General features: G+C 70.1%; 21 protein-coding genes. 1 reads left to right on the top strand and 20 read right to left on the bottom strand.

Going from position 1 to position 17958, the window contains the following annotated elements:
* Positions 1-21 precede the first annotated feature (21 nt).
* Complete coding sequence (locus ABD353_RS01015; protein WP_344621488.1) at positions 22-1629, top strand: glycosyltransferase family 39 protein; 1608 nt, start codon at positions 22-24, stop codon at positions 1627-1629.
* 36 nt (positions 1630-1665) lie between these two features.
* On the opposite strand, the gene ABD353_RS01010 is transcribed toward ABD353_RS01015, so the two are convergent.
* The 20 genes from ABD353_RS01010 to rpsE form a co-directional block, all read right to left on the bottom strand.
* On the bottom strand, positions 1666-2787 hold the full coding sequence (locus ABD353_RS01010) for a glycoside hydrolase family 26 protein (protein WP_344621487.1): 1122 nt from the start codon (positions 2785-2787) through the stop codon (positions 1666-1668).
* Between the two features lie 23 nt (positions 2788-2810).
* Complete coding sequence (locus tag ABD353_RS01005) at positions 2811-3872, bottom strand: hypothetical protein (RefSeq protein WP_344621486.1); 1062 nt, start codon at positions 3870-3872, stop codon at positions 2811-2813.
* 144 nt (positions 3873-4016) lie between these two features.
* The gene (gene glmM / locus ABD353_RS01000) at positions 4017-5384 is read right to left on the bottom strand and encodes a phosphoglucosamine mutase (protein ID WP_344621485.1); all 1368 of its coding nucleotides are present in this window, start codon (positions 5382-5384) and stop codon (positions 4017-4019) included.
* Between the two features lie 159 nt (positions 5385-5543).
* A complete protein-coding gene (rpsI, locus tag ABD353_RS00995) occupies positions 5544-6047 on the bottom strand; it encodes a 30S ribosomal protein S9 (protein WP_263104963.1) in 504 nt (167 codons plus the stop codon).
* Positions 6048-6095: 48 nt separating this feature from the next.
* Positions 6096-6539, bottom strand: coding sequence for a 50S ribosomal protein L13 (rplM, locus tag ABD353_RS00990; RefSeq protein WP_030263432.1), 444 nt, complete (start codon positions 6537-6539; stop codon positions 6096-6098).
* A gap of 209 nt (positions 6540-6748) precedes the next feature.
* Entirely contained in the window at positions 6749-8407 is a 1659-nt protein-coding gene (locus ABD353_RS00985) for an ABC-F family ATP-binding cassette domain-containing protein (protein WP_344621484.1), read from the bottom strand.
* Between the two features lie 83 nt (positions 8408-8490).
* Entirely contained in the window at positions 8491-9390 is a 900-nt protein-coding gene (truA, locus tag ABD353_RS00980) for a tRNA pseudouridine(38-40) synthase TruA (RefSeq protein WP_344621483.1), read from the bottom strand.
* A 92-nt stretch (positions 9391-9482) separates the two neighbouring features.
* Positions 9483-9968 (bottom strand): 50S ribosomal protein L17, encoded by a 486-nt coding sequence (gene rplQ, locus ABD353_RS00975; RefSeq protein ID WP_263104959.1) that lies wholly within the window; start codon positions 9966-9968, stop codon positions 9483-9485.
* A gap of 129 nt (positions 9969-10097) precedes the next feature.
* Positions 10098-11120, bottom strand: coding sequence for a DNA-directed RNA polymerase subunit alpha (locus ABD353_RS00970; protein WP_030263446.1), 1023 nt, complete (start codon positions 11118-11120; stop codon positions 10098-10100).
* Positions 11121-11275: 155 nt separating this feature from the next.
* Entirely contained in the window at positions 11276-11683 is a 408-nt protein-coding gene (rpsK, locus tag ABD353_RS00965) for a 30S ribosomal protein S11 (RefSeq protein WP_014136257.1), read from the bottom strand.
* Between the two features lie 72 nt (positions 11684-11755).
* Positions 11756-12136: a 30S ribosomal protein S13 gene (gene rpsM, locus ABD353_RS00960; protein WP_030263448.1), complete on the bottom strand. Its 381-nt coding sequence runs from the start codon at positions 12134-12136 to the stop codon at positions 11756-11758.
* A 177-nt stretch (positions 12137-12313) separates the two neighbouring features.
* Positions 12314-12427, bottom strand: coding sequence for a 50S ribosomal protein L36 (gene rpmJ / locus ABD353_RS00955; protein WP_003956441.1), 114 nt, complete (start codon positions 12425-12427; stop codon positions 12314-12316).
* Between the two features lie 35 nt (positions 12428-12462).
* A complete protein-coding gene (gene infA / locus ABD353_RS00950) occupies positions 12463-12684 on the bottom strand; it encodes a translation initiation factor IF-1 (protein ID WP_003956442.1) in 222 nt (73 codons plus the stop codon).
* Positions 12685-12886: 202 nt separating this feature from the next.
* On the bottom strand, positions 12887-13315 hold the full coding sequence (gene mscL, locus ABD353_RS00945) for a large conductance mechanosensitive channel protein MscL (RefSeq protein ID WP_344621482.1): 429 nt from the start codon (positions 13313-13315) through the stop codon (positions 12887-12889).
* 97 nt (positions 13316-13412) lie between these two features.
* Positions 13413-14249, bottom strand: coding sequence for a type I methionyl aminopeptidase (map, locus tag ABD353_RS00940; RefSeq protein ID WP_344621481.1), 837 nt, complete (start codon positions 14247-14249; stop codon positions 13413-13415).
* Between the two features lie 128 nt (positions 14250-14377).
* Positions 14378-15037: an adenylate kinase gene (locus tag ABD353_RS00935; RefSeq protein ID WP_344621480.1), complete on the bottom strand. Its 660-nt coding sequence runs from the start codon at positions 15035-15037 to the stop codon at positions 14378-14380.
* The gene (gene secY, locus ABD353_RS00930; protein WP_344621479.1) at positions 15037-16347 is read right to left on the bottom strand and encodes a preprotein translocase subunit SecY; all 1311 of its coding nucleotides are present in this window, start codon (positions 16345-16347) and stop codon (positions 15037-15039) included. Before secY ends, ABD353_RS00935 begins: the two co-directional genes overlap by 1 nt.
* A gap of 326 nt (positions 16348-16673) precedes the next feature.
* Positions 16674-17126, bottom strand: coding sequence for a 50S ribosomal protein L15 (rplO, locus tag ABD353_RS00925; protein WP_095874457.1), 453 nt, complete (start codon positions 17124-17126; stop codon positions 16674-16676).
* Between the two features lies 1 nt (position 17127).
* Entirely contained in the window at positions 17128-17310 is a 183-nt protein-coding gene (rpmD, locus tag ABD353_RS00920) for a 50S ribosomal protein L30 (RefSeq protein WP_014136270.1), read from the bottom strand.
* A complete protein-coding gene (rpsE, locus tag ABD353_RS00915) occupies positions 17310-17930 on the bottom strand; it encodes a 30S ribosomal protein S5 (protein WP_263104954.1) in 621 nt (206 codons plus the stop codon). Before rpsE ends, rpmD begins: the two co-directional genes overlap by 1 nt.
* Between the last annotated feature and the right edge of the window lie 28 nt (positions 17931-17958).

The following is a 17958-nucleotide window of genomic DNA, read 5'->3' as shown; positions in this document are numbered from 1 at the left end:
CCACGGACCCAAGGAACGACAGTGAGCACGCAACCTCACCAGCTCCGGACGGCCCTCCGGCCCGCGGAGAGGCCGCTACCGCCCTCCGGGCCGGAGCGGCCCGCCGCCACGACCGACGAGGAGACCGGGCCGTCGGGCCGGGGACATCGCGCGGCGGGCGTCCTCGCGGTCCTCCTCCCCGCGCTCGTCGCCTCGTACCGCTGCCTCGACGGCATCGGCGCGCGGCAGATGTGGCGCGACGAGCACGCCAGCTGGTGGGCCGCCACCCTGAACACCGCGGACTTCCGCGCCCTGCTCAGCAACATCGACGCGGTGATCGCGCCCTACTACCTGCTACTGCGGGCGTGGACACCGGCGTTCGGCGACTCCCCCGCCTCGCTGCGCACGCCGTCCGCCATCGCGATCGCGGTCTCGGCCTCGCTCGTCGCGCTGCTCGCCCGACGGGTCCACCGGGCGGCCGGCGGCTCCGACCTCTCCGCCTCGCTCACCGGCGCGGGTGCGGGCACCGCCTTCGCGCTGCTGCCCGCGGTCGCCCGCTACGGCCAGGAGGCCAGGCCCTACGCCTTCGCCGTCCTGCTCTCCCTGCTGGCCGGCGTCCTGCTGCTGCGCTGCCTCGACGGCAGGTCGGGGGCCGCATGGGCCTGGTACGGCGTCACCCTGACCCTCGCCGGTGCCGCCCACCTGGTCTGCCTGCTCGTCCTACCGGCCCACGCAGCGGCCGTCCTCACCTCCTGGATCCGCAGTCGGCGGGCAGCGGTCGCACTGAACTGGCTGCTCGCCACCCTCCTCGGCCTGGCCGGCATCAGCGTCCTGGTCCTGCGCGGCAACAGCCAGAGCAAGCAGATCGCCTGGAACAACCCCACCCGCGACGACCTCGTGCAGCTCCCGAGGGACCTGCTCGGCTCCTGGCCGGCGGCGGCCGTCGTCCTGGCCCTCGCCCTGCTCGGTCTCTGGGCCGCGCGGCGCCACGTCGGGCTGCTGGCCGTCTGGGCGCTGCTGCCGCCGCTGCTGACCTTCGCCACCGCCGACCGGCTGCACCTGTTCCTCGACCGCTACCTGCTCTTCACCGCCGCCCCCGTCGTGGTCCTGGCGGCGGCCGGCACCGCCTGGATCCTCTCCCCGCTGCGCCGCAACACCGCCCTCGGCGGTGTCGCCGTCGTCCTGGCGGCCACCCTGCTGGCCGGCATCACCGTCCTCGACCGGTCGGCCATGGCGGCGATCCGGAACAACCCGGTCGCCGAGCCCGACTACCGCGGTGCGGCGGCGCTGCTCGCCGCCGAGGCGAAGCCCGGTGACGGCATGGTCTTCAACAGCCAGCTCAACGCCCGACGGGCCTTCGCCTACGAGCTCCGCGACCGTCCGGCCCCCACCGACGTGATGCTGCAGTACTACCCGGAGGACCTGGGGCGCTTCCAGGGCACCGAGTGCGACGACCCGTCGGAGTGCGCGCGCTACTCGGACCGGCTCTGGCTGGTCAGCACCGCCGCGGGGCCGAACCCGTTCGCCCAGATGGCGGCCGGTACCAGGACCGTCCTGCAGGAGCAGTTCAAGGTCAGCAGCACCCGGGAGCTCCACAAGATCAAGGTCCTGCTGCTGGAGCGCGTCCAGCCCGCTCCGAGCAACGACTGAGCGGCGGCGCGGGCGGCCCCGGCCGCCCGCGCGGCCTCAGCGCATCGGCCAGGGCACCAGCCGCTGGTCGGCGAGGCCGTCCTGGAAGGCCTTGACGCTTCCGGGCGAGGTGGTGAACCGCCAGTCGTAGCGGCCGCCCTCCTCGTCGCTGTGCTGGAACCAGGAGAAGCCGACGACCCGCGGGTGGGCCTTGATCCAGCGGAAGAAGTCGACCGTCCACAGGGCCTTGTTGACGTTGGGCCGGACGCCGGTCTCGCCGATGAAGATCGGCTTCTGCGAGAGGGACACCAGGTCGGCGTAGGTCTCGTCGAAGACCTCGTCGGCGCGCTTCTCGCTCTCGCTGTACCCGTCCATGCCGATCCAGTCCACGTACTGGTCACCGGGGAAGTAGCGGGCGAGTTCGTGCTTGTCCGTGCCGCGGTGGATGTTCGGGCACCAGAACCAGAGGACGTTGGTGACCCCCCGGGACGCGAAGACGTCGTGGACGTGGCGCCAGGCGGCGACGTAGTCGCCCTGGCGGTTCCCGCTGCGCTGCTCGGCCCAGGGGTACCAGTCGGCGTTCATCTCGTGCGCGAAGCGGATGACGACGGGCTGGCGGACCTCCCGCACGGCGTCCGCGAACCGCCGCACGTAGCCGTCGTGGGCACCCGAGGCGATCCTGCGGAGCGCGTAGGCGGGCTGGTCGTCACCCTGGTCCTTGCCCGCCGACGGCTGCCAGGTGAGCAGCGGGACCGCGCCGAGGTGGTACGAGGAGGTCACCCGGTCCGCCGAGAACTCCTCGTCCCAGTTGACGAAGTACTCCTGGACGGTGGGCCGGCGGCCGGCCGAGGCGGAGACGTTCTCGGTCTCCGGTTCGTTCGGCGAACCCGGGGTGCTCACGCCGAAGTGCAGCCCGTCGGGCTTGCGCAGCCCCGCCATCGTGGCGGGCGTCCCGTAGCCCGTGGCGCCCGCCCCGTCCGCCGCGGTCGGCAGCGGGCCGACCCCGACGGAACCGGAGGCGGCCGCGGACCGGTCCTCGCCGCGCAGGAGCAACCCGAGGACCACGGCCAGCGCCAGCACCACCGCACCGGCGGCCAGCAGCCTCCGCCGGGTCGGCGGCGCCACCCCGCGCAGTCGATCGACGACGGCCTCGACGGCCGTCCGCCTCCCCCACTCCATCGAATACTCCGTCAGCCGGGGCTTCAGCCGGCCTTCTTGGCGGCCTCGGCACCGCGGGCGAGCAGGGTGGCCCGGAGCGAGGAGGTCACGTCCGCGCCGGCCTGCTTGGCGTCCTTGTCGGTGCCCGAGACGGGGCTGCCGTCCTTGCTTCCGGTGATCGTGGTGTGCAGGTAGCGCCCGAGCGAGTCATGGGTGATCGCACAGGCGCCCGCGTCCGAGCAGAACTTCGGGGTCTGGTCCTTGACCAGCGGCTGCACGTTGCCCTTGAACGCGCCGTCGAGCTTGCTCGCCTGCACCTTGTCGTCGAAGACCGCGACACCGATGGTCACGACCGACTTGTCGGAGGTGTAGGTGGCCCGGTAGAGACCGCGGCACAGCTGGTCCCGCAGCAGCGGGCCGAGGCCGTTGGTCGTCACGTCGCCGCACGCCCCGCTGAAGTCCACCGCGCTGCGGGTATACGACCGGCCCTGCACCGTGATGGTGGCGCTCGGGAAGAGCGTCTCGACGGTGAGCGGAGCCTTGTCCGTGCTGCCCCGGCCGAGTATGTCCTCGGGCTTGGCCGCACGCTTGGTGCTCTGCCCGGCGGACGGGCTGGCCTTGTCCGAGGCGCTGGACGACACCGAGGGCGAGGCCGACGGATCGGCCTCCACCCTCGCCGACCCGTCGGTCAGGTAGAGCGAGGCGGCCACGATGCCGCCCACCACGAGCACCGCGGCCGAGCCGCCGCCGATCGCGAACATCCGCTTGCGGCGACGGCGCTGCTCCGCCTCGTTCTGCTCGGCCAGCGCCGACCAGTCCGGCTCGTCTATGTCGGAGGCCCGGAACGTGCTCGGCCCGTACCGTCCCTGTGGCTGTCCCGGCTGGGCGAACGTCGGGAACTGCCCGTAGCCCGGGCCGCCCTGACGGGGCGGCGGAGTGGCGGCGGGGCCGGGGACTCCGGGAGCCCCGTGCTGCTGCGGGAAGGGCACGGCACCCGGCTGGGCCGGTGGGTAGCCGTAGCCCGGTGCCGAACTGCCGGGCTGCGGTACAGGCTGGCCCGTCTGCGGCGCACCCGCCACATGTGCCTGCTGTTCCCCATCGGTCATCTGAGCCTCCGCCCCTTTCCACTCGTGCGAGCAGATGATATCGGCAACGTGATCGGACACCACGACTGAGCCGGCGCCAGATCAAGCATTTGTCATACCGGAACCGAACCGTGGCCGTTCGCTTGCCGGATCGGGACGGCCCGGTCAGCCCAGGTGGGTCTTCACCACTGCGGCGAGCCGCTCGGCGACGGCCTTCGCGCGGGCCTCGTCGGCGGCCTCGACCATGACGCGGACGAGCGGCTCGGTGCCGGACGGGCGCAGCAGCACCCGGCCGGTGGTGCCGAGTTCGGCCTCGGCCTCGGCGACCGCGGCGGTCAGCTCGGCGCAGCTGGCGACCCGGCTCCGGTCGACGCCCTTGACGTTGATCAGGACCTGCGGCAGACGGGTCATCACGGTGGCGAGGTCGGCCAGCGGCTGCTTGGTGGCGGCCAGTCGCGCGCCCAGCATCAGGCCGGTGAGGGTGCCGTCGCCGGTCGTGGCGTGGTCGAGCAGGATGACGTGGCCGGACTGCTCGCCGCCGAGCGCGAAGCCGTGCTGCTTCATCGCCTCCAGCACGTAGCGGTCGCCGACCGCGGTCTGCACCAGGTCGATGCCCTCGCGCTCCATGGCCAGCTTGAAGCCCAGGTTGGACATCACCGTGACGACGGCGGTGTTGCCGCGCAGCGTGCCCGCCTCCTTCATGGCGACGGCCAGGACGGCGATGATCTGGTCGCCGTCGACCTCGTTGCCGTCCGCGTCGGCGGCCAGGCAGCGGTCGGCGTCGCCGTCCAGGGCGATGCCGAGGTCGGCGCGGTGCTCCTTCATGGCGGCGCGGAGCTTGTCCAGATGGGTGGAGCCGACGCCGTCGTTGATGTTCAGGCCGTCGGGCTCGGCGCCCAGGGTGTAGACGACCTCGGCGCCGGCGCGGGCGAAGGCCTCGGGGGCGACCCGGGCGGCCGCGCCGTGGGCGCCGTCGATCACCACGCGGACGCCGTCGAGCCGGTTCGGGAGGACGGCGACGAGGTGGGCGACGTACTTGTCGAAGCCCTCGGTGTACCGGCGGACGCGGCCGACGGCGGCGCCGGTGGGGCGCTTCCAGTCCTCGCTGCCGCCGACACCGTAGCGGCGGTAGTGCTCCTCGATGGCGTCCTCGATGGCGTCGTCCAGCTTGTGGCCGCCGCGGGCGAGGAACTTGATGCCGTTGTCGGGCATGGCGTTGTGGCTGGCGGACAGCATGACGCCGAAGTCCGCGCCGAGCGCGCCGGTGAGGTAGGCGACGGCCGGGGTGGGCAGCACGCCGACCCGCAGCACGTCCACGCCGGCGCTGGCCAGGCCCGCGATGACGGCGGCCTCCAGGAACTCTCCGGAGGCGCGCGGGTCGCGCCCGACCACGGCCACCGGCCGGTGTCCCTCGAAGGCGCCGGCGTCGCCGAGCACGTGTGCCGCAGCGACCGACAGGCCGAGGGCCAGTTCGGCGGTCAGGCCCTCGTTGGCCACGCCGCGTACCCCGTCCGTACCGAAGAGTCGTCCCACTGTTCCCGTCCTTTTCGCCCTGCTCGTTGTTTCTTCACCCTCCCGCCGTCCGCACCGGGCGGGAGAGCACGACGCCCCGGAGTACACGAGGTACTCCGGGGCGTACGGGTTGCACCGGGGGTGCGCACCACCGGAGCGGCACGCACCCCCGGGGTGCAATTAGCGCTTGCTGTACTGCGGCGCCTTGCGGGCCTTCTTGAGACCGGCCTTCTTGCGCTCGACGGCGCGGGCGTCACGGGTCAGGAAGCCGGCCTTCTTGAGCGGGCCGCGGTTGTTGTCCACGTCCGCCTCGTTGAGGGCACGGGCCACGCCGAGGCGCAGCGCGTAGGCCTGACCGGAGACGCCGCCACCCGCGATGCGGGCCACGACGTCGTAGCGGCCGTCGAGCTCCAGGAGCTTGAACGGCTCGTTGACGGTCTGCTGGTGCACCTTGTTGGGGAAGTAGTTCTCCAGGGTGCGACCGTTGATCTTCCACTGGCCGGTGCCCGGGACGATGCGCACGCGGGCGATCGCCTCCTTGCGGCGGCCGAGGCCGGCGCCGGGGGTGGCCTCGCCGAAGCGGCCGGCCAGCGACTCGGTGGTGTACTCGGTCTCCGAGGTGTACTCCTCGACGTTCTCGTCGAAGTCGACCTCGAGGGTGTTCTCGATGGCAGTCTCGGCCACGGTGTTCCTCAGCTCTCGCTACTCAGTGATGGGGTCTTGCGGCCGGAATTACTGCGCGACCTGGGTGATCTCGAACGGCACCGGCTGCTGGGCAGCGTGCGGGTGCTGGTCGCCCGAGTAGACCTTGAGCTTCGAGAGCATCTGACGGCCGAGGCTGTTCTTCGGGATCATGCCCTTGATGGCCTTCTCGACGGCCTTCTCCGGGTTCTTGTCCAGGAGGTCGTCGTAGCGCACCGAGCGGAGACCGCCCGGGAAGCCGCTGTGGCGGTAGGCCATCTTCTGGGTCTTCTTGTTGCCCGACAGGTGCACCTTGTCGGCGTTGATGATGATGACGAAGTCACCAGTGTCAACGTGCGGCGCGTAGATCGCCTTGTGCTTGCCCCGCAGGAGGTTGGCGGCCTGGGAGGCCAGGCGGCCGAGCACGACGTCGGTCGCGTCGATCACGTGCCACTGACGCTGGACGTCGCCGGGCTTGGGGCTGTACGTACGCACGGTCGTAGCCTTCGCTTTTCAGTGAGTGGGTCCTGACAGGAGCACCGGACGATGAGAACAGCTCGACCCACCTTGGACGCAATTCAAGGGGAGCCGCTGATCGTCGGCCAGATGTCTCCGGCGTACCGACCTCTCACGTGAGATAGAGCGAGCCAATACGCACAACAAGTCGCCAGCTTACCGGGCGCCCCGCGGGGGGTCAAAACGCCTCAGCGGTCGCGCACCACCCGGGTCTCGTCCCAGACCGGCTCCGGCGACTCGTAGACCCGGCCGTCCGAGCCGAACACCAGGTAGCGGTCGAAGCTGCGGGCGAACCAGCGGTCGTGGGTGACGCACAGCACGGTGCCGTCGAACGCCTCCAGGCCCTGCTGCAGCGCCTCGGCGCTCTCCAGGTCCAGGTTGTCGGTGGGCTCGTCGAGCAGCAGCGCCGTCACGCCGGACAGCTCCAGCTTGAGGATCATCAGCCGGGCCTGCTGGCCGCCGGAGAGCGACTCGAACTTCTGCTCCTCCTGGCGGTCGAGCTCGTAGCGGCGCAGCGCGGCCATCGCGGCACCGCGGCCGAGGGCGTGCTCCTCCTCCAGGACGGTGCGGATCGTGCGGCCGAACAGCTCCGGGTGGGCGTGGGTCTGCCGGAAGTGGCCGGGCACCACGCGGGCGCCGAGCTTCCAGTCGCCCTCGTGCTTCACCGTGCCGTCGCCGGCCAGCAGCCGAAGGAAGTGCGACTTGCCGGAGCCGTTCGAGCCGAGCACCGCGACCCGCTCGCCGTAGAAGACCTCCAGGTCGAAGGGCTTCATCAGGCCGCTGAGCTCCAGGCCCTTCACGGTGAAGGCGCGCACGCCGGTGCGGCCGCCCTTGAGGCGCATGGTGATCGACTGCTCGCGCGGCGGCGCCTCGGGCGGGCCGGCGTCCTCGAACTTCTTGAGCCTGGTCTGCGCGGCGGCGTACCGGGAGGCCATCTCGTGGCTGACCGCGGCCGCCTGGCGCAGGGTGACGACGAGCTTCTTGAGCTTGGCGTGCTCCTCGTCCCAGCGGCGGCGCAGCTCCTCGAAGCGCTCGAAGCGGGCGCGGCGGGCGTCGTGGAAGGAGTCGAAGCCGCCGCCGTGCACCCAGACGCTGCTGCCGGCCGCGCCGGTCTCGACGCTGATGATCTTCTCGGCGGTGCGGGAGAGCAGCTCGCGGTCGTGCGAGATGAAGAGCACGGTCTTGTTGGTGGCCTTGATGGCCTCCTCCAGCCAGCGCTTGCCGGGCACGTCGAGGTAGTTGTCCGGCTCGTCGAGCAGCAGGACCTCCTCGGGGCCGCGGAGCAGCGCCTCCAGGACGAGCCGCTTCTGCTCGCCGCCGGAGAGGGTGTTCAGGCCGCGGAACTGGGCGCGGTCGAAGGGCATGCCGAGGGCGGCGGCGGTGCAGACGTCCCAGACCGTCTCGTAGTCGTAGCCGTCGGCGTCCGCCCAGTCGGCGAGCGCCTGGGCGTAGCGCATCTGGGTCTTCTCGTCGTCCTGGGCGAGCATGGCGAGCTCGGCGGCGTCCACCGCGCGGGCGGCGGTGGCGATCCGCTCGGGGGCGACGGAGACCAGCAGGTCGCGGACGGAGGCGTCGGCGGGCAGGGCGCCGGGGGTCTCCCGGTGGTCCTCGCGGCCGGTGGTGCCGACGAACTGGCGCATCACGCCGAGGCCGCCGGTGACGGTGACGGTGCCGCCGTGCGGCTGCACGTCGCCGGCGATCATGCGGAGCAGGGTGGTCTTGCCGGCGCCGTTGGCGCCGACCAGCGCGACCGCGGTGCCCTCGCCGACCCGGAAGGACGCGTCGTCGAACAGCACCCGCCCGTCCGGCAGGTAGTACTCAAGGTGCGAAATCTCGACGTGTCCCATGCGTCGGATTGTGCCAAGCGGGCGCGCCGGGCCCCAAACCGTTTTACCGCCGGGCCGGCGTGACGTTCACCGCCGCACCGGCGTCACGCCTGGCCGGGCAGGGTCCGCATCCGGCGGGCGAGGCGGTTGCGTTCGGCGAGCTCGCCGTCGGCGGGGTAGCCGACCTCCTCCAGGGTGAGGCCGTGCGGGCGGACGACGTTGACCGCGGAGTTGCGGACCCGGCCGGCGAGGACCTGGCCGGGGAAGTCGACCGGCCGGTGGCCGTCGCCGACCAGCAGCATGGCGCCGACCAGCGAGCGGACCATGTTGTGGCAGAAGGCGTCGGCGCGCACCGTCGCGACGGCGAGGCTGCCCTCCTGGGCGGCGTAGGCGTCGATCGGCACCCGCTCCCAGTGGAGTTCGAGCAGGGTGCGGATGGTGGTGGCGCCCTCGCGCTTCTTGCAGTACGCGGCGAAGTCGTGCTCGCCGAGCAGCAGCCGGGCGGCCTCGTTCATCCTGTCGACGTCGACCGGGCGGTCGTGCCACAGGACGTGGCCGCGCAGCAGCGGGTCGACGCCGCCGGGGTGGTCGGCGACCCGGTAGGCGTAGCGGCGCCAGACCGCGGCGAAGCGGGCGTCGAAGCCGTGCGGGGCCTCGGAGATCCGGTAGACGCGGACGTCGGCGGGGAGCCGGCCGGCGAGGCGGCGGAGCAGCTTCTCGCCGTGCTCGGCCCACAGCTGTTCGGGGAGGTCGACGTGGGCGACCTGGCCGCGGGCGTGCACACCGGCGTCGGTGCGGCCGGCCACGGTCAGCGGGAAGCCGATGGCGCTGCGGGTGACGATCTGCAGGGCGTTCTCGATCTCCTCCTGGACGGTGCGCCGCCCCCGCTGGCGGGCCCAGCCGGAGAAGTCCGCGCCGTGGTAGGCGAGGTCGAGCCGGATCCGGCGGAAGCCCTCGGCCGGGCCGTCCTTGACGGGGGGCTGCTCGGCACAGTCGTTGGCCACTTCGTTCTCCTGGGAGGGCTGCCTGCGGGAAGTGCTCGGGCCCGCCCTCCCCACGGATGGGGAGGGCGGGCCCGGGTGACACCTTGGGGGCGTCAGGCCTCGGTGGTCTCCGCGGCCTCGGCCTCGTCGGCCTTGGTCTCCTCGACCTTGGCCTCCTCGGCCTCCTTGACCGCGCGCTTGGCGGCGGCCTCGGCCTCGGCGACGGTGGCCTTGGTGGCGATCTCGCCCTCGACCAGCTCGATCACGGCCATCGGGGCGTTGTCGCCGCGACGGGTGCCGATCTTGGTGATGCGGGTGTAACCGCCGGGACGGTTCTCGAAGCGCGGCGCGATCTCGGTGAAGAGGGTGTGCAGCACCGAGACGTCGGTGATGGTCTTGCGCACCAGGCGACGGTTGTGGATGTCGCCCTTCTTCGCCTTGGTGATCAGCTTCTCCGCCAGCGGGCGCAGGCGGCGGGCCTTGGCCTCGGTGGTGGTGATGCGGCCGTACTGGAACAGCTCACGGGCCAGACCGGCGAGCAGCAGGGGCTCGTGGTGCGGACCGCCGCCGAGGCGGGCACCCTTGGTGGGACGCGGCATGGAATGACTCCTCGTATCTCCGACTGCGGCCGTACCAGGTACCGCAGCGGGCGTACGGGCACCGTGCCCGTACGACTTGCACGGTGGCGGGGGCGGTCCGCGAAGGGCCGCCCCCGTCCCGAATTCTTCTTAGTACTGCTCGGTCTCCGCGTAGCCCTGGTCGTCCAGGTCGTCGGCGCCGAAGGCGTCGGCGGCGGCGGTCGGGTCGAACCCGGGCGGGCTGTCCTTGAGGGCCAGGCCCATGCCGGCCAGCTTCGCCTTGACCTCGTCGATCGACTTCGCACCGAAGTTGCGGATGTCGAGCAGGTCGGCCTCCGAGCGGGCGACGAGCTCACCCACGGTGTGGATGCCCTCGCGCTTGAGGCAGTTGTAGGAGCGGACGGTGAGCTCCAGCTCCTCGATCGGCAGCGCCAGGTCGGCGGCCAGGGCGGCGTCCGTCGGGGACGGGCCCATGTCGATGCCCTCGGCGTCGATGTTCAGCTCGCGGGCGAGGCCGAACAGCTCCACCAGGGTCTTGCCGGCCGAGGCCATGGCGTCGCGGGGACGCATGGCGGGCTTGGTCTCGACGTCGACGATGAGCTTGTCGAAGTCGGTCCGCTGCTCGACTCGGGTGGCCTCGACCTTGTAGGTGACCTTCAGCACGGGGCTGTAGATCGAGTCGACCGGGATGCGGCCGATCTCCTGGCCGGAGGCCTTGTTCTGGACGGCGGAGACGTAGCCGCGACCGCGCTCGACGGTCAGCTCCATCTCCAGCTTGCCCTTGCCGTTGAGCGTGGCGAGGACGAGCTCGGGGTTGTGCACCTCGACACCCGCCGGCGGGGCGATGTCGGCGGCGGTGACCACACCCGGGCCCTGCTTGCGCAGGTACATCACGACCGGCTCGTCGTGCTCCGAGGAGACGACCAGCTGCTTGATGTTGAGGATGAGGTCGGTCACGTCCTCCTTGACGCCAGGCACGGTGGTGAACTCGTGCAGGACGCCGTCGATCCGGATGCTGGTGACAGCGGCACCGGGGATCGAGGAGAGGAGGGTGCGGCGGAGCGAGTTGCCGAGGGTGTAGCCGAAGCCCGGCTCCAGCGGCTCGATCACGAACCGCGAGCGGAATTCGTCGACGACCTCTTCGGTCAGCGAGGGACGCTGAGCGATCAGCATGAGAGGTGTTCCTCCAGTTGTCTTCGGCACCCACTATTTGATGCCGATGGACTCAAGCGTACGGCCTCCCGCACCAGGCGGGAGGCCGACGCACGTACTACTGCGGACCCGTGGGGGCCTGCCGTGTGCCCGAAGGCGTGCCCGAAGGCGCAGCGTCAGACGCGGCGGCGCTTCGGCGGACGGCAGCCGTTGTGCGGGGTGGGGGTGACGTCCTGGATCGAGCCGACCTCGAGGCCGGTGGCCTGGAGGGAGCGGATCGCGGTCTCACGGCCGGAGCCCGGACCCTTGACGAAGACGTCGACCTTGCGCATGCCGTGCTCCTGCGCACGACGCGCGGCGGCCTCGGCGGCCATCTGCGCGGCGAACGGGGTGGACTTGCGCGAGCCCTTGAAGCCGACGTGGCCGGCAGAGGCCCAGGAGATCACGTTGCCCGAGGGGTCGGTGATCGAAACGATGGTGTTGTTGAACGTGCTCTTGATGTGGGCGTGCCCGTGAGCGACGTTCTTCTTCTCCTTGCGGCGGATCTTCTTCGCGCCGGCAGCCTGACGACCCTTGGGGGGCATAAGTCTGTTCTCCTGATGAGGTGGTCGGTCCGCTAACCCGCGGGCCGGAGGGATGTCCGGTTACGGGACGGACTACTTCTTGCCCGGCTTCTTCTTGCCGGCAATCGCGCGACGCGGGCCCTTGCGGGTACGCGCGTTGGTGTGGGTGCGCTGGCCGCGGACGGGCAGGCCGCGACGGTGGCGCAGGCCCTCGTAGCAGCCGATCTCGACCTTGCGGCGGATGTCGGCGGCGACCTCACGGCGGAGGTCACCCTCCACCTTGTAGTTGGCGTCGATGTACTCGCGCAGCTTGATGAGGTCTTCCTCGGAGATGTCGCGAACCCGGACGTCGGGGCTCACACCGGTCTCGGCGAGGGTCTGCTGGGCGCGGGTGCGGCCGATGCCGTACACGTACGTGAGGGCGATCTCGATCCGCTTCTCGCGGGGGAGATCAACGCCGGCGAGGCGTGCCATTCATGGCTCCTGTGGTTCTTCAGAGGTCTTGCGTGCCGCCTACTCCGTCGCCTCTCGGCGAGGGAGCCCCGGCCTCTGACCGGGGGTGGCAGTCCGTCCCTCAGGGGGTCGGATCGGGCAGCCCGCGTATGACGTTGTGCGCGTCGCGCGAAGTACTACGAGAAATGCTGGGAGAGATCAGCCCTGGCGCTGCTTGTGGCGCAGGTTGTCGCAGATCACCATGACCCGGCCGTGGCGGCGGATCACCTTGCACTTGTCGCAGATCTTCTTGACGCTCGGCTTGACCTTCATGTTCAGGTTCTCCGGGTCTAGATCTGACGGTTTGCTTACTTGTAGCGGTAGACGATCCGACCACGCGTCAGGTCGTAGGGGCTCAGCTCCACCACGACCCGGTCGTCCGGGAGGATACGGATGTAGTGCATCCGCATCTTGCCGCTGATGTGCGCGAGGACCTTGTGACCGTTCTGCAGCTCGACCTTGAACATGGCGTTCGGAAGAGACTCGATCACGGTGCCCTCGATCTCAATGGCGCCTTGCTTCTTTGCCATGAACTGCGAGATCCACCTTCCGGGGCCGGCTACCGCATGCGGCACGCTCGTGCGAGCCTGGGTCCACCCCACCCCTGCCTGAAAGAGCCCTCGCGGGATTCCTGCTTGGGAAGAGGGCGTGCCGAAGCACGCTACGAGTGAGCCGACGCATCAGTCTACGACAGGCTCCAAGCGGACGCCAAAACGGCTCGGCCGGTCACCCTCAGTACTGGGCGGGCACCGGAACGACCGGCTGGACCACCGCGGTGCAGGCCGCGCAGCGGCGGGCGGCCTCGGGGATCTCGGTCAGGCACTCGGGGCAGGGACGCTTCGGGGTCTTCGGCTTCTTCGGCATGTAGCGGGCGGTGGCCTTGGTCACCGGCAGCACGACGCAGAAGTACAGCACGGCGGCGGTCAGCACGAAGGCGATCAGGACGTTGAGGAACTGCCCGTACGGGAAGGTCACGCCGCCGATGTGCGCGCTGTAGCTGGCGAAGTCGCCCGCGGCGCCGACCACCACGCCCACCAGCGGGGTGAGGAACGCCGTGACGAAGCCGGTCACGACGGCGGTGAACGCCGCACCGATGACCACACCGACGGCCATGTCGACGACGTTCCCGCGCATCATGAAGTCACGGAAGCCCTTGAGCACTGTTCTCTCTTCTCCTCGTACGGCTGTCAGCAGACAAAAATAGGGCGAAGGACCCGGAGGGCGAAACCTCCGGGTCCTTCGCTCCTGTCCGTCCGGGTCAGGCCAGCGGGTCCGGGGCCGCGGTGACGCCCAACTTGGCCAGCTCCGCGCGGCCTCCGTCGAAGGCGGTGAGCACCAGCGGGCCCTGCTCGGTGACGGCCACCGAGTGCTCCCAGTGCGAGGCCCAGCTCTTGTCGGTGGTGACGACCGTCCAGTCGTCCTCCAGCACGGCGGAGTGCGGGGTGCCGAGCGTCACCATCGGCTCGATCGCCAGCACGGTGCCCGGGATCAGCTTCGGGCCCTTGCCGCGGCCGGCCACGTAGTTCAGCACGTGCGGCTCCATGTGCATCGCGGTGCCGATGCCGTGGCCGCCGTAGCCCTCGACGATGCCCCACTTGCCCTTGGGGGGCAGCGGCTGGCGGCGGATGAACGACTCGATCGAGCGGGAGACGTCGACCAGCCGGTTGCCCTTCTTCATCTGGGCGATGCCGGCCCACATCGAGCCCTCGGTGACCCGGCTCAGCTGGAGGTGCTCCGCCGCGGTCTCGCCGACCGCGACGGTGATCGCCGCGTCGCCGTGCCAGCCGTCGAGGATGGCGCCGCAGTCGATGGAGATCAGGTCGCCCTCCTGCAGCACCCGCTCCCCCGGGATGCCGTGGACGATCTCGTCGTTGACCGAGGCGCAGATCACACCGGGGAACCAGAGGCCGCCGTGGTGGGCGCGGAAGTTGGAGGTCGCGCCGTGGTCGGTGATGACCTTGTCGGCGATGTCGTTCAGCTCCTGGGTGGTGATGCCCGGGGCGACCGCCTCCCGGCAGGCCTTGAGCGCCTCGGCGACGACCAGCCCGGCCGCCCGCATCTTCGCGATCTGCTCGGGGGTCTTGATCTCCACCATCTGGTCACGCCTTCCACTGTCGGACGCCGCCCGGTCCTTGCCGGGCGGCCGTGCACTCGTTACCACCGTACGACGCCGCAACGGCCGGGAAGCCCCGTCGCGGGGCTTCCCGGCCGTTGCGGACCGTCTCAGGCGGACTTCTTCTGCTCCAGGGCGCCGATCGCGCGCTCCGTCACCTCGTTCACCTTGCCGAGGGCGGAGATGGTGACCAGCAGGCCCTGGTCGGCGTAGTAGCCGATGATCGGCTCCGTCTTGGAGTGGTACTCCTCCAGGCGGACCCGCACGGCCTCCTCGGTGTCGTCCGAGCGCTGGTACAGCTCGCCGCCGCACTCGTCGCAGACGTCCTCGGCCTTCGGCGGGTTGTACACCACGTGGAACACGTGGCTGCCGTCGTTGCGGCACAGCCGGCGACCGGCGATGCGCTTGACGACCTCGTCCTCGGGGACCTCCAGGTCGAGCACGCCGTTGAGGACGATGCCCTCCTCGGCGAGGATCTCGTCCAGAGCCTTGGCCTGGCCCAGGTTGCGCGGGAAGCCGTCGAGCAGGAAGCCGCCCGCGGCGTCCGGCTGCAGCATCCGGTCCTTTGCCATGCCGATGGTGACCTCGTCCGGCACCAGCCGACCCGCGTCCATGTACGCCTTGGCCTCGAGCCCCAGCGGGGTGCCCTGGCTGATGTTGGCGCGGAACAGGTCGCCAGTGGAGATGTGCGGGATGGACAGGGTCTTGGCGAGCACGTGCGCCTGAGTACCCTTCCCGGCCCCGGGAGGTCCGACGAGGACGATACGCATCAGCGGAGGAACCCTTCGTAATTGCGCTGCTGGAGCTGGCTCTCGATCTGCTTCACAGTTTCGAGTCCGACGCCGACGACGATGAGCACGCTGGTGCCGCCGAACGGGAAGTTCTGGTTCGCGTTGAAGGCAACCAGGGCGATCATCGGGATCAGCGCGATAAGGCCCAGGTAGAACGATCCCGGCCACGTGATGCGGGTGAGCACGTAGTTCAGGTACTCGGCCGTCGGTCGGCCCGCCCGGATGCCCGGGATGAACCCACCATACTTCTTCATGTTGTCCGCAACTTCTTCGGGGTTGAAGGAGATGGCCACGTAGAAGAACGCGAAGAAGACAATCAGGACGAAGTAGGTCGCCATGTAGATCGGGTGGTCACCCTTGACGAAGTGGCCACTGATCCAGTTCGCCCATCCGGACTTGCTGTTGGTGAGCTGCACCACCAGCGCGGGGATGTAGAGCAGCGACGAGGCGAAGATGACCGGGATCACACCGGCCTGGTTGACCTTGAGCGGGATGTAGGTCGAGGTGCCGCCGAAGGCGCGGCGGCCGATCATGCGCTTGGCGTACTGCACCGGGATCCGGCGCTGGGCCTGCTCGACGAAGATGACCAGGCAGACCACCACGATGCCGATCGCGATGACGCTGAAGAACTCGACCCAGCCGCCGCCGATCTTGCCGGACTGCTTGATCGCCCACATCGAGCCGGGGAAGCCGGCCGCGATGGAGGTGAAGATCAGGATCGACATGCCGTTGCCGATGCCGCGGTCGGTGATGAGCTCGCCGAGCCACATGATCACCGTGGTGCCGGCGGTCATGGTGATGACCATCACGGCCACCCGGAAGACGCTGGTGTCCGGCACGACCTCGTTGGCGACCGAGCAGCCGGAGAACAGCGCGCCGCTGGAGGCCGTCGCGACGATGCCGGTGCCCTGGAGCACGGCGAGCGCGATGGTCAGGTAGCGGGTGTACTGCGTGATCTTCGCCGTACCCGCCTGGCCCTCCTTCTTCAGCGCCTCGAGCCGCGGGATCACGACGGTGAGGAGCTGGAGGATGATGCTGGCCGTGATGTACGGCATGATGCCGAGCGCGAAGATCGTCAGCTGCAGCAGCGCATTGCCGCTGAACAGGTTCACCAGGCCGAAGATGCCACTGGACGAGGTGTCCTTGATGCACTGGTTGACGGCGACGAAGTTGACGCCCGGGATCGGGACGTGTGCGCCCAGCCGGAACAGCACCATGATGCCCAGCGTGAACAGCAGCTTCTTGCGCAGGTCGGGCGTCTGGAACGCCCGCGCGAACGCACTGAGCACGGTGCCTCCTGCGCCTCCCGCACGTTGACGGCGGGAGGGTCGGTCCTGATGGGGGGGGTGTGGGGCTCTTGTCGGCTGCCGGACGACTGCACAGGCACGCCTGACCCGCAGCCTACAAGGGAACCCAACGGACTCTAACAGTGTGCGGCAACGGTCGAGAAGCGAGTCCCGGCGCCGGTACCGGCCGACCGGCCGGGATGCCCGGTTTTGGCCGGTGTTGAGCACACGTCAGATCCACGCCGACCCGGCGGGTCGACGGACGAACGGGGAAAAGCAGTGGGCCCGCACCTCCCGAGAGAGGTACGGGCCCACTTAGGTCAACGAGTTCAGAGGAGCTCGGTGACGGAGCCGCCGGCGGCGGCGATCTTCTCGGCGGCCGAGCCGGAGACGGCGTCGACCGTCACCTGCAGCGCGACCGAGACCTCGCCCTGGCCGAGGACCTTGACGAGCTCGTTCTTGCGGACGGCACCCTTGGCGACCAGGTCGGCCACGGTGACCTCGCCACCCTGCGGGTAGAGCTCGGCCAGCTTGTCCAGGTTCACGACCTGGAACTGCTTGTGGGCCGGGTTCTTGAAGCCCTTCAGCTTCGGCAGGCGCATGTGGAGCGGCATCTGGCCACCCTCGAAGCGCTGCGGAACCTGGTAACGGGCCTTGGTGCCCTTGGTACCACGACCGGCGGTCTTACCCTTGGAACCCTCACCGCGACCCACACGGGTCTTCTCGGTCTTGGCGCCGGGGGCGGGCCGCAGGTTGTGGATCTTGATCGGCGAGTCCGCCATGTCAGTCCACCTCCTCGACCGTGACGAGGTGACGAACGGTGTGGACCATGCCGCGGATCTCCGGGCGGTCCTCCTTCACCACGGTGTCGTTCAGCCGCTTGAGGCCGAGCGAACGCAGGGTGTCACGGTGGTTCTGCTTGCTACCGATGTACGACTTGGTCTGGGTGACCTTGAGGCGAGCCATCAGGCGCTCACCCCAGCCGCACGGGCCCGGAGCAGAGCAGCCGGAGCCACGTCCTCCAGGGGCAGGCCACGACGGGCGGCGATCTCCTCGGGGCGCACGAGGCCCTTCAGAGCGGCCACGGTGGCGTGCACGATGTTGATCGCGTTGTCCGAGCCGAGCGACTTCGACAGGATGTCGTGAACGCCGGCGCACTCCAGGACGGCACGCACCGGGCCACCGGCGATGACACCGGTACCGGGGGACGCCGGCTTCAGCAGCACGACGCCGGCGGCCTTCTCGCCCTGGACGGGGTGCGGGATGGTGCCCTGGATACGGGGGACCTTGAAGAAGTTCTTCTTGGCCTCCTCAACGCCCTTGGCGATGGCGGCCGGAACCTCCTTCGCCTTGCCGTAACCGACACCCACGGTGCCGTCACCGTCGCCCACCACGACCAGCGCGGTGAAGCTGAAGCGACGACCACCCTTGACAACCTTGGCGACACGGTTGATCGCGACGACGCGCTCGACGTAAGCGGTCTTCTCGACGGCGGGGGCGTTGCCCCGGTCGTCACGCTTACGGTCACGCCGCTCGCCGCCGGTGCCGCCGCCGGCGCCGCTACCGCGGCGCTGGGGTCCAGCCATTGGAATTACCTCTCTCGTTTACGTCCGT

The sequence above is a fragment of the Kitasatospora arboriphila genome (assembly GCF_039528095.1).
Classification (GTDB): Bacteria; Actinomycetota; Actinomycetes; order Streptomycetales; family Streptomycetaceae; genus Kitasatospora; species Kitasatospora arboriphila.
The sequence above is the reverse complement of the archived record's forward strand: the minus strand, read 5'-3'. Positions and strand labels throughout refer to the sequence as shown.